Here is a 13,270-nt window from a genome sequence, read left to right as displayed (position 1 = left end):
CGCAGATGGCGGCCTGCTGCACCTGGATGTCCTCGCTGGGTCTCGTGCCGTTCCCGTGGCTGAAGGTGCGGGTCCTCCCGCGCACCTCCGCAGCGACGTCCCGGACGGCTGCGCGGGCGATTCCCGCCAGCGTCGCGACATGGATGAGCTGGTAGACCCCCGTGTCGTACGGCGGGTGGTCCGCCTCGACGAGAACGTCCTCGGCCGGCACGAGGACGTTCCGGAACACGGATGTGCCGCTCGCGGTCAGGCGCTGGCCGAACCCGTCCCAGTCATCGACCACCTCGACGCCGGTCGCATCCCGCCGCACGAGGGCGATCACGTCCACGCCGTCGTCCGTGCGCGCACCCGTCTGGATCCAGTCGGCGTAGAGGCTGCCTGTCGTGTAGTACTTGGTGCCGTCGACGCGGTAGTCGTCGCCGTCGCGCGTGATGGTGGTGCTGACACCACCGACGGCGACGGGTCCCGTCTCGGTCCACGCGTTGCCCAGCACCGCTCCTTCGGCGACGCGACGCAGCCAGACGGAGTCGTTCGCGTAGAGCCGGTCCTCGACGAACGCGATGTGGGACCGGAGGGCCTGCGCGAGATTGGACTCCGCGGCGGCGAGCTCGATGAGCAGCCGGAAGAACTGCGGGGCGCTGATGCCGCCACCGCCGAGCTCGACGGGTACGCGCAGCGCGGTGAAGCCGGCATCGGCGAGCTGGCGCACCTGGCGGTGCAGCAGGATCCGCTCGTCCTCGCGCTCGGCGGCGCCGGCGGCAATCTCCTCGAACAGCGGACGGAAACGTTGTGCGAGCCCTCCGTAGGTGACGGGTGCGGTGACGGTCTCGGCGGTCATCGGTCGGCTCCTGCCGGGTTGTGTGCGGACGGGGTGGCACCGGGGACGACGGCGGGCCGGCGCTCGGGCATGTCCGGCACGGCGTCGAGCAGCGCCCGCGTGTAGCCCGTGGTCGGAGCGGTGAAGATCGCCTCGGCACTGCCCGACTCGATCACGCGGCCGTCCTTGAGGACCAGGACATCGTCGCTGACGTGGTGGATGACGCCGAGGTCGTGGCTGATGAACAGATAGCTCAGCCCGAGCTGCTCCTGGAGGTCCGCGAGGAGGTCGAGGACCTGCGCCTGGATCGAGACGTCGAGAGCTGAGACGGGCTCGTCGAGCAGCAGGACACGGGGCTGGAGCGCGAGGGCACGGGCGATCGCGACGCGCTGGCGCTGCCCGCCCGAGAGGGTGAGCGGCCGCCGCTCGAGAAGGTCGAGCGGCAGGCCCACCTGACCGAGGAGTTCCGCTGCACGGTCCCGCCGCTCGCCCGGCGCGCCGACGGAGCCGGCGTCCAGGGCGTCGGTGATGACCCGGCCGACGCTGAAACGGGGATCGAAGGAACTCAGCGGATCCTGGTTGACGAGCTGGATGTCGGGCCGGTGCGGACGGCGGAGATCCTCCGTGACGGCGGTCGGACCGCCGGTGCGGGTCGCGCCGCGTCGGCGGAAGCCGGAGCGGCCACGGTCGGAACCACCGTCCTCGGTGGAATCCGCCTCCGTGAGCGCGGCCCTCGAGGTGCCGGTCCCGGCCCCGTACCGCTCGCCCCCGGATCGCTCGCCCTCGGACCGCCCGGCGGCGGGCGCCGCACCTCCTACCCAGGGCAGCCCCCCGAGGGTGACCGTCCCGGCGTCGGGCTCGGTGAGGCCGAGTGCGATGCGCGCCGTCGTCGACTTCCCCGATCCCGATTCGCCGACGATGCCGAGCGTCTTTCCTGCCGCGAGCGTGAAGGAGACGTCGTCGACCACCGTGCGGCGCGTGCCGTCCGGGGAGGCGTAGGTCTTCACGAGGTTGCGGGCCGCCAGCGCCGGCGCGTCCTCGGAGAAGGCCGAGAGCCGCGTGGGCCGCGAGGTCACGGAGACCCGCGGGACAGCCGAGAGCCGGGTGCCCTTGCCCGCCGCGGAGGGCACGGCGTCGATCAGCTGGCGCGTGTACTCGTGGCGCGGGTTGCCCAGGACCTCGTCGGCCCGCCCTGATTCGACGATGCGCCCGTGCTGCATGACGGCGATCTCGTCGGCGAGGTGGCTGACGACGGCGAGGTCGTGCGAGATGAAGATGAGCCCGCGGCCCTGCTCCTTCAGGCCGGCCAGCAGCTCGAGGATCTGGGCCTGCACCGTGGCGTCGAGGGCCGTGGTGGGCTCGTCGGCGATCACGAGCTGCGGATCGAGCACCGTGGCCTGGGCGATCAGCGCACGCTGGCGGAGGCCGCCGGACAGTTCGCCGGAGCGCTGCCGCGCACGGACCTCGGGATCGGGGATCCCTGCGTCGCGCAGGGCGGCGTACACCCGCTCCTGCCGCTCCGCCCGGCCGCGGATACCGTGGGCGCGGAGGGCCTCGTCGATCTCCTGGCCGACGGTGCGCAGGGGATCGAGGGACACGAGCGCGTCCTGCAGCACGTAGCCGATGTCCTTGCCGCGCAGTCTCCTCCACTGCCGTTCCGACAGGCGGGTCGCGTCGTTGCCGAGGACGTCGAGGCGGCCGGCGGACACCCGGGCGTTGGAGGCGTTGAGGCCCACGAGCGTGCGGGCCGTGACGGTCTTGCCGGAGCCGGATTCACCCACCAGGGCGAGCGCCTTGCCGGGTGCGAGGGCCAGCGAGACGTCGCGGACGACGTCGACGACGCCGCGCGGGGTGCTGAAGGAGACGTTGAGGTTGTCGATGGCGAGCAGGGGCTGCTGCACGGGGTTGGTTCCGGTGGTGTTCGTCATGGTCAGACCTCTGCTTCGAGTCGGCGCTGCAGGTGGTGGCCCACCACGGTGGTGGTCAGTGCGGCGAGGGTGATGAAGATGCCGGGGAAGGCCGCGATCCACCAGGCGACCTGGAGGTAGTTGCGTCCGTCGGCGAGCATGGCGCCCCACTCGGCGGCGGGCGGCTGGGCGCCGAGGCCGAGGAAACTCAGCGACGAGGCCCAGACGATGGCCTGGCCGATCCCGAGCGTCACGAGGACGAAGAGGGGCCGTGCGACGTTGGGGACGATCGTGTGCCAGAGGATGTGCGACGTCGAGCGGCCGAGCGCGAGGGCTGTTTCCACATACGGGGCCGCGACCACCTGCAGGGTCTGGGTGCGGAGCATCCTTGCATAACCAGGGGCCGAACCGACCCCGACGGCGATGGCGGCGGTGACGACGCCGGTGCCGGACACCGCGATGACGATCAGGGCGAGGAGCAGGCCCGGGAAGGCGAACAGGATCTCCACGAAACGGCAGATCGCCGAGTCCAGCCACCTGCCGGATACACCGGCGGTGATGCCGAGGGCGCAGCCGAGGATCAGCCCGATGGCGGTGGCGGCGAGGCCGAGCAGCAGGGACTGGCCCGTGCCGGCGATCACGCGGGAGAAGACATCACGGCCGTTCTGGTCCGTGCCGAACAGATGGAGGCCATCGGGTGACTGGAAGGCGTTGGCGGGGTCGATCTCGAAGGGGTCCTGCCGCAGGAAGACCGACGGCGCGATGGCAGCGAGCACCAGGAAGGCGAGGAGCGCGGCGGCGATCCAGACGCCGATGGGCGTGTTGCGGACGAGGCGTCCGGCACGGGAGGGAGCAGGGGCCGGTGACGAGGGAGCTGCGCTGCCGCCCTCCGCCGTCGTGGTGGGGTCGAGGGTGAGGCTCATGCTGCGGATCCCTTCGGATTCGTGCGGGGGTCGACCACGCGGTAGAGGACGTCCACCACGAGGTTCACGAGGATGTAGACCGCGGCGATGAGAAACACCACGGCGAGGGTGATGGGCAGGTCGCGGTTCACGATGGCGTCGACGAGGGACCGGCCGAGGCCGGGTCGGGCGAAGATGACCTCGGCGACGACGGCCGAGCTGACGAGCGAGCCGACGGCCCAGGCGGAGAGCGTCAGGCCGGGGAGGATCGCGTGGCGCAGGGCGTGGGTGATCCGGACGGCGGTGTCGCTGAGGCCGCGGGCACGGGCGCTCAGGACGAAGGGCTGGGCGAGGGCGTCCTCGAAGGAGGACCGCGTGACCTGGGCGATGAACCCGGCGAGCGGGACCGCCAGGGAGAGTGCCGGCAGGACGAGCGACCGGAAGCCGTCGTTGCCCGCGACCGGGAACCAGCCGAGGGTCACCGCGAAGACCACGGCCAGCATGATGCCCACCCAGAACTGGGGGAGGGAGGCGAAGAACACCTCGACAGCACGCCCGGCGCCGTCGAGCACACGCCCGCGGCCCACCGTCAGGAGGGTGAACGCCAGGGCGATCACCCAGGCGAACACGAGGGCGAGCCCGGCCAGCTGCAGCGTGGGCAGGATCTGTGGGCCGATGATCTCCAGGACGGGGACCTTGAAGATGTAGGACACCCCGAAGTCGCCGGTGAGGAGGTTGCCGAGGTAGGAGAGGTACTGGACGAGGACGGGCTGGTCGAGCCCGTACTCTGCCCGCACCGCGGCGACCGTCTCGGGTGACGGCGAGGATCCCGCCCCGCCGAGGATCGCGGTGATCGGGTCACCGGGCGTGAGGCGGAGGACGAAGAACGTGAGGGTCACGGCCGCCCAGAGGACGAAGAGGCTGCCGGCCGCACGCTTCGCGATGACCTTGCCGGCGGTACCGGCCGTCGCCGTCGTGCGGGGTGCTGCGCTGAGGGAATCGAGGGAAGAGGTGCTCATTCTGAATCCACCGCCGTGACGTCGTAGAGGTAGGGGAGGGACAGGCTCGGTTCGAGGGTGAGGTTGCCGTAGCGGTCGCTCCGCAGGGCCACCTGGCTGGCCTGGTTGTAGAGCGGCAGCTGCAGGGCGTTGTCGCTCACGATCTGCTGCGCCTCGTAGTAGAGGCGCTCACGCTCGGCGGGATCGTCCGTGGCCAGGGCGTCGTTGAGGATGCCGTCGAGCTCGGGGTTGCGGAAGCCCGAGCCGTTCGGGACGAAGCCCGCCGATTCGGTGTACTCCGAGGAGAAGACGATCCGCAGCACGTCCGCGGTGTTGGTGTTCCAGTAGTCGGCGCGGAGGTCGTACGCGAAGTTGTTGCCGAGCTCGCTGACGGTCGCGCCGTCGCCGTTCTCGATCAGCACCTCGAAGCCGGCCTTCTTCGCCGTCGCCTGGATCTGCGTGACGAGCGCCTGGTGCGCGGTGGGCCACGCGCCGGGCGTGTAGGGGAAGTGCACGGTCAGGCGCTCGCCGTCCTTCACGCGGTAGCCCTCGTCGTCGCGCTCGGTCCAGCCCGCCTCATCGAGCAGGCGGGCCGCCTCGTCGGGATCCGGGTCGTAGACGTGCTCGAAGTCGGGGGAGTAGAAGCCCGTGGTGGAGCTCAGGGGGCCGCCGGCCCGGGTGACGGTGCCGAAGTACACGCTGTTGATGCCCGCATCGACGTAGGCGCTGTGCAGGAAGGCCTTGCGCACGTCCACGTCGTCGAACGGTGCCCGGGTGGTGTTGAGGATCAGGTTGGTCGGGTTGCCGGGCCGGTCCTGCAGGATCAGTTCGACGTTCGGGTCCGCCTCGGCCTCGCCGAAGTGCACCGACGGCATGAGGTCGAGGGCGTCCACCTGGCCCGCCCGCAGGAGGCCGTAGCGGGTGGAGTCCTCGGGGACGATGCGCCACTCGATCTTCTCGATGTGCGCCGGCCCCTCGTGCTGCGCATACGGCGGAGCGGAGTTGTAGTCCTCGTTGCGCACCAGGCTGACCTTGGACTGCGGAACGTAGTCGACGATCTTGTACGGCCCGGTACCCACAGGGGCGTTGCAGTTCTCGGCCTGCGGCCGTTTGAGCGCCTCGGGCGATTCGATGCCGAGGAACGGCTGGGCGAGCACCTCGAGGAACGCGGCGTAGGGGCGGTTGAGGGTGACGACGGCGGTGGTCTCGTCCACGACCTCGGTGCCCACGTAGGGCTTGAGGTAGCCGCCGGCCGTGCCGGACTGCGTGTCGGGGTCGATCATGTGGTCGAGGTTGGCCTTGACCGCCTCCGCGGTGAGCTTCGTCCCGTCGGTGAACCAGACGTCGTCGCGCACCGTGAAGGTGTAGCTGAGGCCGTCGTCGGACACGGACCAGTCCGTGGCGAGCCACGGGTGGATGGCCCCTTCGCTGTCCTGGGACACGAGGGAGTCGAGGTAGTTCGCCGCGATGGACGCCTGCGGCATGTCCCCGTTGACGTGGGGGTCGAGGCAGGAGATGTCCTTGCCGGTGGCGAAGACGAAGGTGTCGTCCTCGCTCGCGGCTGCTGATCCTCCGCAGCCGCTCGTGGTGAGCACCAGGCCCGCCGCGACGGCGAGCAGGGCGAGGGTGCGGGGTGGACGGGGAGTGCTGGGGCTTGCTGTTCTCACGCGTGGCTCCTGAATCATCGCCCGATGGAGGGTGATACAGGTCAGCCAGTAGTCGCCCCGGGCGTGCCGGAGCACGGAAGGGCAGACCAACGAAAGCGTGTAGCTTCTCCATCGGTCCTGGCAGTAGCACCGTTCCCCGTTGCTACACGGGGAGGGTTGCTGCGGCGTCGTCGATCCAGGTCTCTCGGCCGCTCGGGATGGTTATGGCTACAGCTAAGCGCACCGGAGGGCGGGGGCGCCAGTGGTGCCCGTCATATTCGGTCACGCGGCGATCCGGGACGGCTTCCCCCGACGCCCGACAGCTGCACCAGGAGTTCTACCTTGCGGCCGAGCGCGAAGCCGCTGAGGTCCGGCAGCCGCACCAGGTACTCGTCCTCGACCAGCAGGTTCAGGAGCCGGTAGGTGGTGGCCTTCGGCAGCCCGAGGTTGCGGCTCACCTCCAGCCCCGTGACCCCGGGTCCGCACCGCGCAACCTCCTCGAGCACCGCGAGGGCGCTCCGCACCGCTTTGGGCTGGCGGGCCCGCAGGCCGACGTCGTCGGGCCGGTCCGTGGTCATGGGGCATCGCCCGCGGCAGTGTTCCGACCACCTCCGAGCACGGCGTCCTGCGTGGGCACGTCGTAGAGCCCGAGGACGGGGTCCGCCGACCGGTGACGGCGGTGCCACAGGAACCAGAGCAGCGCGGTGGCCAGCAGGATGCAGAAGATCCAGCCGCTCGCGCTACGGCCCGCACCCGCGAGGGTGATCCGATAGGCGACGAGTGCACCCGCGAGGGCCACCGAGGTGAGCCCGGCCGCGAGCGCCGGCCGGAGGGTCAGCTCGCCGATGCGCCGCAGGAAGACCGGCGCTGCACAGCACGCCAGCAGATAGGCGGTGACGTAGGCGGTGGCTGCGGTGCCGAGGAGCTTGTTCATCGCCTCGCCCGTTCCGAGGCCGAGCAGGATCAGCGTCGCCGGAACGACCGTCACCACGGGCATGGCAGCCAGGACGGCGTGGACGGGCGTCCGGAACCGGAGGTGGGCGTGCCCGAGCCAGGCGGGCAGGACATCCTCCCGGCCCATGGTCAGCAGCACCCGGGCCAGTGCGGTGGCGCACGCGAGCGTGCACGCGAAGAAGGACAGCGCGGCGCCGGCGTCGAGCAGGGGGACCAGCCACGGGAGGCCCGCAGCCCGCATCGCGGGACCGAAGACCTGCGACCCGTCGTCGTCCAGCGGGGGCACGGATTGCAGCAGGACCCGTTGGGCCAGGGCTGCCACGACGTACAGCACACCCCCGCCGGCGGCACTCCAGAGCAGCACTCGGGGAATGGTCCGCAGCGGCCTGCGCGTCTCGGCGCCCAGGACGGTGGCGCTCTCGAAGCCCACGAAGGCCATCAGGGCCAGGACGGCGCCCGTCGCCAGGCCGCTGAAGCCCGGGTCCGGCACGGCGGCCCGGACGTCGACGTCGGGCAGGGCCTCGCGTGGGACCGCGAGGAACACGAGGACGATCGGCACCACGAGGACCAGGAGCGCCGCTCCTTCGGCCATGAGCATGGCGAGGGAGGACAGGCGGAGACCCCGGATGAGCAGCCACGTGCAGGTCCCGCCGACCGCGAGGATGACGCCGGCCATCACCGGATCGGCGAACTGCGGCCGGCCGAACGACGCGATGAGGTCCGAGGCGTGCAGTGCGAAGCCGATCAGCGCGAACATCGCGATGCAGGCGTAACCGATGATCAGCGAGCAGCCCGTCGCGAGGGCTACCAGGGGTCGCCACGTGCCCGTGCTGCCCAGGGCCTGGGCCACGTAGCTGTACAGCGAGCCGGCAGCTCCCATGCGCCGCGCGTACTGGCCGAGCGTGTAGCCGATCAGCAGGACCAGGACCGTCGCGCAGAGGATCGACGTAACCGCGTGGCGGCCTGCGGCGGCGGTGACCATCGCGGGCATGGTCACGGCCGCGGCAACCGGTGCCATCGCTGAGACCGATTGCGCGAGGGCGTCCACGGGGCCGAGGCTCCGCCGGGCCAGGCCGTGGAGCGGAGAGATGTCCGCCAGCCCGGTCACGCGAGGAGGGCTGGCGACGGCGTCCTGCAGTGGCTTCATGATCTGCCTTTCCCCCGCGAACAGTAGGTGCGCCGTGTTGCCCTGATGTTTCACGACGCCTGTATGACGCAGCAGGCCCGACGACGTCGCAGGTGGGGCTCCGGGCACGCCGCACGGGAGTCTCATTTGGAACGACGGCAGCTTTTACCGGGCGATGATCGGGCGGAAACGGTCCGTTGGAAGCATCGCTGCATGGCTATCTCCCCCACAGGCACGGCGTCCGCATCCGCCGTCGGCTCCCAGCGCCTCACCGGCACCCTGGGCGCCGGATCCATCGTGTTCATGGTCGTCGCGGCGGCATCGCCGCTGACCGTCATCGGCGGCGCCGCGCCGCTCGGAATCCTGCTGGGTAACGGGCCGGGGTATCCCAGCATGTACGCCGTCGCAGGGCTCATCCTCCTCCTGTTCTCCGTGGGCCTGAGCGCGATGAGCCGGGTGGTACCGAGGCCCGGGGCGTTCTTCACCTACGTGGGCTACGGGCTCGGCAGGAAGCAGGGTCTGGGAGCGGCGTTCCTCGCCCTCCTCACCTACACGACCATCCAGGTCGCGGTGTACGGCTACCTCGGCTTCAGCCTGAACCTCGCACTGACCAACCTCGGACTGCCGGAGCTGCCGTGGTGGCTCTACGCGCTCGCCATGATCGCGTTCGTCGGCGTCCTCGGCTACCGGCACATCGAACTGAGCTCGAAGGTGCTCGGTGTCCTGCTGGTCGCCGAGATCGGCATCGTCCTGGTGCTCGCAGCGGTCGTCATGGCCACCGGCGGCGCGGAGGGCCTCTCCGCGGCTCCCTTCACGCCGGTCAACATCTTCTCGGGCGCACCGGGCGTGGGCCTCATGATGGCGATCGCCGGATTCATCGGCTTCGAGGCCACCGCGATCTTCCGCGACGAGGCCAAGGACCCCGAGAAGACCATCCCGCGCGCCACCTATGCCGCCGTCCTCCTCATCGGCCTGTTCTACACGTTCGGTGGGTGGGCCCTGGTCATGGCCTGGGGTCCGTCCCAGGTGGTGCAGGCCGCAGCGGAGGATCCTGGAGCGATGATCGTGGTCACCGCCGCCAACTACCTCGGCAGCGCGGGCGCCATCGCCATCAACGTGCTGCTCCTGACGAGCCTGTTCGCCTGCGTGCTGTCCTTCCACAACGTCATCACCCGCTACCAGCACTCGATGGCCGCCGCCGGCACCATGCCCCAGCTCCTGGCCGACGTGCACCCCCGTCACCTCTCGCCCCACAAGTCGTCGCTCGCGCAGACGATCACCGCCACCGTCCTCATCGTGGCGTTCGCCCTGCTGCGCATGGATCCCGTGCTGCAGGTCTTCACCTGGCTCTCGGGCATCGCCACCCTCGCGATCGTGGTGCTCATGGCCCAGACATGCCTGGCGGTCGTGGCCTACTTCGGCCGCCACTCCGAGCTCACCGGGGGTCCCTGGCGGACACGGATCGCGCCGGTCCTGGCCCTGGTCGGCCTCCTCGCCGCAGGCGCCGTGATCGTCGCGTATTTCCCGATGCTCGTGGGCGGCGGTTGGGGCCTGAGCCTGGCCCTGATGGCCACCATCCCGCTCACCATGGCGGCCGGCCTGCTGCGCGGCCGCTACCTCGAACGCCAGGACGGCGCCGCCTACGCACGCATCACGGACGCCATCGCCGGCTAGGACCGGACGACGGCGCGACCCGCACGCCACGCCCACGGCGCAGCCCGCACACCACCGACCCTCCTGTTATCCCACCGTAAGGACCCGAAGACATGACAGTTGTAGATGACACCACCGCACCGGCTCCCGTCGCGACCGACGCCCTCGGGCGCGTCGACGTCCTGGCCGGACTCGACGGCGCCGAGATCACAAGGGTGCAGGCCCTCGTCCACTCGGCGGGCGGCACCGACGCGGACACCCGCTTCGTCTACGTGGGACTCGTCGAACCCGCGAAGTCCGAGGTGCTCGCCTACGAGGACGGCGCCGGACCCCTGCCCGAGCGCATCGCCCGCGTGATGCTGCTGAACCTGGGCAGCGGAGAGGCACGCGACCTGCGTGTCTCCCTGACGTCCGACGTCGTCCTCCGGACCACGATCGTGGACGGATCGACCGGCCAGCTGCCGATCCTGGAAGCCGAGTTCGAGATCATCGACCCGATCCTGCAGGCCGACACAGCGTGGCGCGACGCCATCGAGGCCCGCGGACTCGACCCCATGAAGGTCATCTCGGCCCCGCTCTCACCCGGCTACTACGAGAACGAGGGGGAGAGCGGGCACCGGATCATCCGCTGCTTCGGCTTCTACCGCGAGAACGTGGAGGACAACATCTGGGCCCGCCCCATCGACGGCCTCTGCGCCTACGTCGACCCGATCGCCCGGACCGTGCTCGACGTCGTCGACTACAAGACGTTCGACCTGCCACCCGAGGTCGGCAACTTCCACCTGGCGGACTACCGTGGCCCCGAGCTCACCACCCTGAAGCCGATCGAGATCACGCAGCCCGAGGGCCCGTCCTTCAGCGTGGACGGCTCGAGGATCGAGTGGGCCAACTGGAAGCTCGGCGTGAGCTTCGATGCCCGCGAAGGGCTCATCCTGCGCCAGCTGAGCTTCCAGGACCAGGACGTGGACCGCCCGGTGATGTACCGCGGGTCGATCGCGGAGATGGTGGTCCCCTACGCCGATCCGTCGCCCACGCGCTACTGGCAGAACTACTTCGACACCGGGGAGTACCTGTTCGGCCGTTTCGCGAACGAACTGCAGCTGGGCTGCGACTGCCTCGGCGAGATCCACTACTTCGACGCGACCATCGCCGACGAGTCAGGGAGCCCCAAGACCATCAAGAACGCGATCTGCATGCACGAGGAGGACTACGGCACTCTCTGGAAGCACAACGACCTGTTCACCGGATCCTCCGATGTCCGCCGCCAGCGCCGGCTCGTCATCAGCTTCTTCACCACCGTGGGCAACTACGACTACGGCTTCTACTGGTACCTCTACCTCGACGGCACCATCGAGTGCGAGGCCAAGCTGACCGGGATCCTCTTCCCGTCCGCCTACCCCGGCGGCGACTATCCCTACGCCTCCGAGGTGGCCCCCGGGGTCGGTGCGCCGTACCACCAGCACCTGTTCTCAGCGCGTCTGGACATGACGGTCGACGGCGTGAACAACACCGTGGTGGAGGTCGACGCGCAGCGCCTCCCGATGGGGCCCGGAAACCCGTACGGCAACGCCTTCACCAACAAGGCCACGCCCATCACGTCCGAGGCCGACGGCGGCCGCATCGCCGATGCGAGTGTCGGCCGGACCTGGCACATCACCAATCCCGGGAAGAAGAACCGGCTGGGGAAGCCCACCGGGTACGTGCTCTACCCGGAGCAGACGCCCACGCTCCTCGCCGATCCTGCCGCAGGCATCACGTCCCGTGCCACGTACACCACCAAGCACCTCTGGGTCTCCGCCTACGACCAGGAGGAGCGCTACCCGGCGGGGGACCTCGTGAACCAGAACCCGGGCGGGGACGGCCTGCCCCGGTACATGGCCGCGGACCGGAACCTGGAAAACACCGACGTCGTGCTGTGGCACACCTTCGGGCTCACCCACTTCCCGCGACCGGAGGACTGGCCCGTCATGCCCGTGGACTACGCCAAATTCACCCTCAAGCCGCACGGCTTCTTCGGCGGCAACCCGGTGCTCAACGTCCCGGCCGGCACCAGTGGTCACTGCGCCATGGGCACGGATGACGGTGGCGCCACCGGGTCCTGCCATTGATTCGGCTTGCCTGACCCCGCTTGCCTGATCCGGTTCGCCTGACCCGGCTTGCTTGATTTGGCTCGCCTGGGGCATTCCGTCCACCGCGCCGGGCCGGCCGCGATCCCCATCTGCCGTCCCCGTCCGCCGTCCCCAGGAGCAGTCCGATGAACACCTCGCTCAGCGCGATCATGCTGCTGTCAGCAGCAGCGGGATTCGCTGTCTGCGTCAGGGGACTGGTTCCCCGGGGGCGGCGTCGGCTGGTCGGATCCATGGCTGGGCCGGTCGGCGGCAGGACCCCGGGACTCCGCGACGGATGGTCGCCCGGGGAACCTGCCGATGTCGGGCGTACCCCCGGAAGCGCCGTCGTCGGCATGGCCGTCATGCTCGTCGCCATGGCGGATATGGCCTTCGACGCCGTGTACCTGCTGCCCGGCGTCGTCTGGGGTGTGGTGCTGCTGCTGGCCGGGCCCCTCCTGCTGGTGGGCGGACGCAGCACGGCCGGGCCGGCGCCCTGCGGTTTCGGCATGCACCGCTCACTGTCCATGATCGCGATGGCTGCCCTGACGATCACCGGAGGGCACGCGGACGATGCAGGCCGTGGTGCCACCACCCATGCCGGGCACGCGCACGGTGGCCCGACCCTCCTGCCGGTCCTGCTGGCGGCGGGCGTCGCAGCCCTTCTCGCCTACACGGTGGTGCTGGTCGTGGCACACCGCCGTACACATCGGGACGATGCACGAAGGGGCTCAAGGTTCCTGCCGAGAGCAGGCGTGGAATCCTGCCTGGCAGCCGTCAGCGTTGCCGCGATGGCGGCGTCGATGGTCGCGTGAGCGCGTGAGCGGGTGAGCGGAGTTCGGCCTCGCTGACCGGCACTCGGACCGTCCTGGCTCGACAGCCGGATCGACGTGTGCGGTCGAAACTCGACCGGCGTGCTTCAAGAACCGGGCCATCGCGGTCCCGTCGGTACCCGACCGAGGTGGCTTGACAGCCGGATCGACACGGCGGTCGAAACTCGACCGGCGTGTTTCAAGAGCCGGGCCATCGCGGTTCGGCCGGTACCCGACTGGGCGGGGGATCATGGAACCGCACGTGCCGGCCCCTGCGAGGGTCAGGAGCGGGTTGGAGCCGCGGCTACAGGCCGTCGGCCGCGTGGAAGGTGCGCAGCGCCTCGACCACG

At 70.2% G+C, this 13,270-nt stretch carries 10 protein-coding genes and 1 riboswitch; of the genes, 3 read left to right on the top strand and 7 right to left on the bottom strand.

What is annotated here, in order from left to right:
* The 7 genes from CVO76_RS12900 to CVO76_RS12870 form a co-directional block, all read right to left on the bottom strand.
* Positions 1-838, bottom strand: an 838-nt coding sequence (locus tag CVO76_RS12900; RefSeq protein ID WP_208739549.1) for an acyl-CoA dehydrogenase family protein, incomplete at its 3' end; no start/stop codon positions are given.
* Positions 835-2,745, bottom strand: a complete 1,911-nt coding sequence (locus tag CVO76_RS17530; protein ID WP_208739548.1) for a dipeptide ABC transporter ATP-binding protein — start codon at positions 2,743-2,745, stop codon at positions 835-837. The genes CVO76_RS12900 and CVO76_RS17530, both read right to left, overlap by 4 nt.
* 2 nt (positions 2,746-2,747) lie before the next feature.
* Complete coding sequence (locus CVO76_RS12890) at positions 2,748-3,647, bottom strand: ABC transporter permease (protein WP_208739547.1); 900 nt, start codon at positions 3,645-3,647, stop codon at positions 2,748-2,750.
* Positions 3,644-4,645: an ABC transporter permease gene (locus tag CVO76_RS12885; RefSeq protein ID WP_208739546.1), complete on the bottom strand. Its 1,002-nt coding sequence runs from the start codon at positions 4,643-4,645 to the stop codon at positions 3,644-3,646. The genes CVO76_RS12890 and CVO76_RS12885 overlap by 4 nt, the downstream gene beginning before the upstream one ends.
* Complete coding sequence (locus tag CVO76_RS12880; protein ID WP_244185963.1) at positions 4,642-6,291, bottom strand: ABC transporter substrate-binding protein; 1,650 nt, start codon at positions 6,289-6,291, stop codon at positions 4,642-4,644. The genes CVO76_RS12885 and CVO76_RS12880 overlap by 4 nt, the downstream gene beginning before the upstream one ends.
* A 105-nt stretch (positions 6,292-6,396) precedes the next feature.
* A riboswitch (SAM riboswitch) is annotated at positions 6,397-6,495 on the bottom strand.
* Between the two features lie 47 nt (positions 6,496-6,542).
* Complete coding sequence (locus CVO76_RS12875) at positions 6,543-6,848, bottom strand: helix-turn-helix domain-containing protein (RefSeq protein ID WP_208739544.1); 306 nt, start codon at positions 6,846-6,848, stop codon at positions 6,543-6,545.
* Positions 6,845-8,371, bottom strand: a complete 1,527-nt coding sequence (locus tag CVO76_RS12870; protein ID WP_208739543.1) for an APC family permease — start codon at positions 8,369-8,371, stop codon at positions 6,845-6,847. Before CVO76_RS12870 ends, CVO76_RS12875 begins: the two co-directional genes overlap by 4 nt.
* A 192-nt stretch (positions 8,372-8,563) precedes the next feature.
* Between CVO76_RS12870 and CVO76_RS12865 the strand changes: the two genes are divergently transcribed.
* The 3 genes from CVO76_RS12865 (at position 8,564) to CVO76_RS12855 (ending at position 12,923) form a co-directional block, all read left to right on the top strand.
* Complete coding sequence (locus CVO76_RS12865; RefSeq protein WP_208739542.1) at positions 8,564-10,024, top strand: APC family permease; 1,461 nt, start codon at positions 8,564-8,566, stop codon at positions 10,022-10,024.
* A gap of 92 nt (positions 10,025-10,116) precedes the next feature.
* The gene (locus tag CVO76_RS12860; RefSeq protein ID WP_208739541.1) at positions 10,117-12,111 is read left to right on the top strand and encodes a primary-amine oxidase; all 1,995 of its coding nucleotides are present in this window, start codon (positions 10,117-10,119) and stop codon (positions 12,109-12,111) included.
* A 146-nt stretch (positions 12,112-12,257) separates the two neighbouring features.
* Positions 12,258-12,923 (top strand): hypothetical protein, encoded by a 666-nt coding sequence (locus tag CVO76_RS12855; RefSeq protein ID WP_208739540.1) that lies wholly within the window; start codon positions 12,258-12,260, stop codon positions 12,921-12,923.
* Positions 12,924-13,270: the final 347 nt, after the last annotated feature.

Origin of the sequence: Arthrobacter agilis (assembly GCF_002953615.1) — a bacterium.
Lineage (GTDB): Bacteria > Actinomycetota > Actinomycetes > Actinomycetales > Micrococcaceae > Arthrobacter_D > Arthrobacter_D agilis_B.
This window is presented reverse-complemented; position numbering and strand designations above follow the sequence as displayed.

Excerpts from the sequence above, each read along its gene's own strand:
- CVO76_RS17530 (WP_208739548.1), bottom strand. The coding sequence starts at position 2,745 with ATGACGAACACCACCGGAACCAACCCCGTGCAGCAGCCCCTGCTCGCC.
- CVO76_RS12870 (WP_208739543.1), bottom strand. The coding sequence starts at position 8,371 with ATGAAGCCACTGCAGGACGCCGTCGCCAGCCCTCCTCGCGTGACCGGG.
- CVO76_RS12885 (WP_208739546.1), bottom strand. The coding sequence starts at position 4,645 with ATGAGCACCTCTTCCCTCGATTCCCTCAGCGCAGCACCCCGCACGACG.
- CVO76_RS12890 (WP_208739547.1), bottom strand. The coding sequence starts at position 3,647 with ATGAGCCTCACCCTCGACCCCACCACGACGGCGGAGGGCGGCAGCGCA.
- CVO76_RS12855 (WP_208739540.1), top strand. The coding sequence starts at position 12,258 with ATGAACACCTCGCTCAGCGCGATCATGCTGCTGTCAGCAGCAGCGGGA.
- CVO76_RS12860 (WP_208739541.1), top strand. The coding sequence starts at position 10,117 with ATGACAGTTGTAGATGACACCACCGCACCGGCTCCCGTCGCGACCGAC.
- CVO76_RS12875 (WP_208739544.1), bottom strand. The coding sequence starts at position 6,848 with ATGACCACGGACCGGCCCGACGACGTCGGCCTGCGGGCCCGCCAGCCC.
- CVO76_RS12865 (WP_208739542.1), top strand. The coding sequence starts at position 8,564 with ATGGCTATCTCCCCCACAGGCACGGCGTCCGCATCCGCCGTCGGCTCC.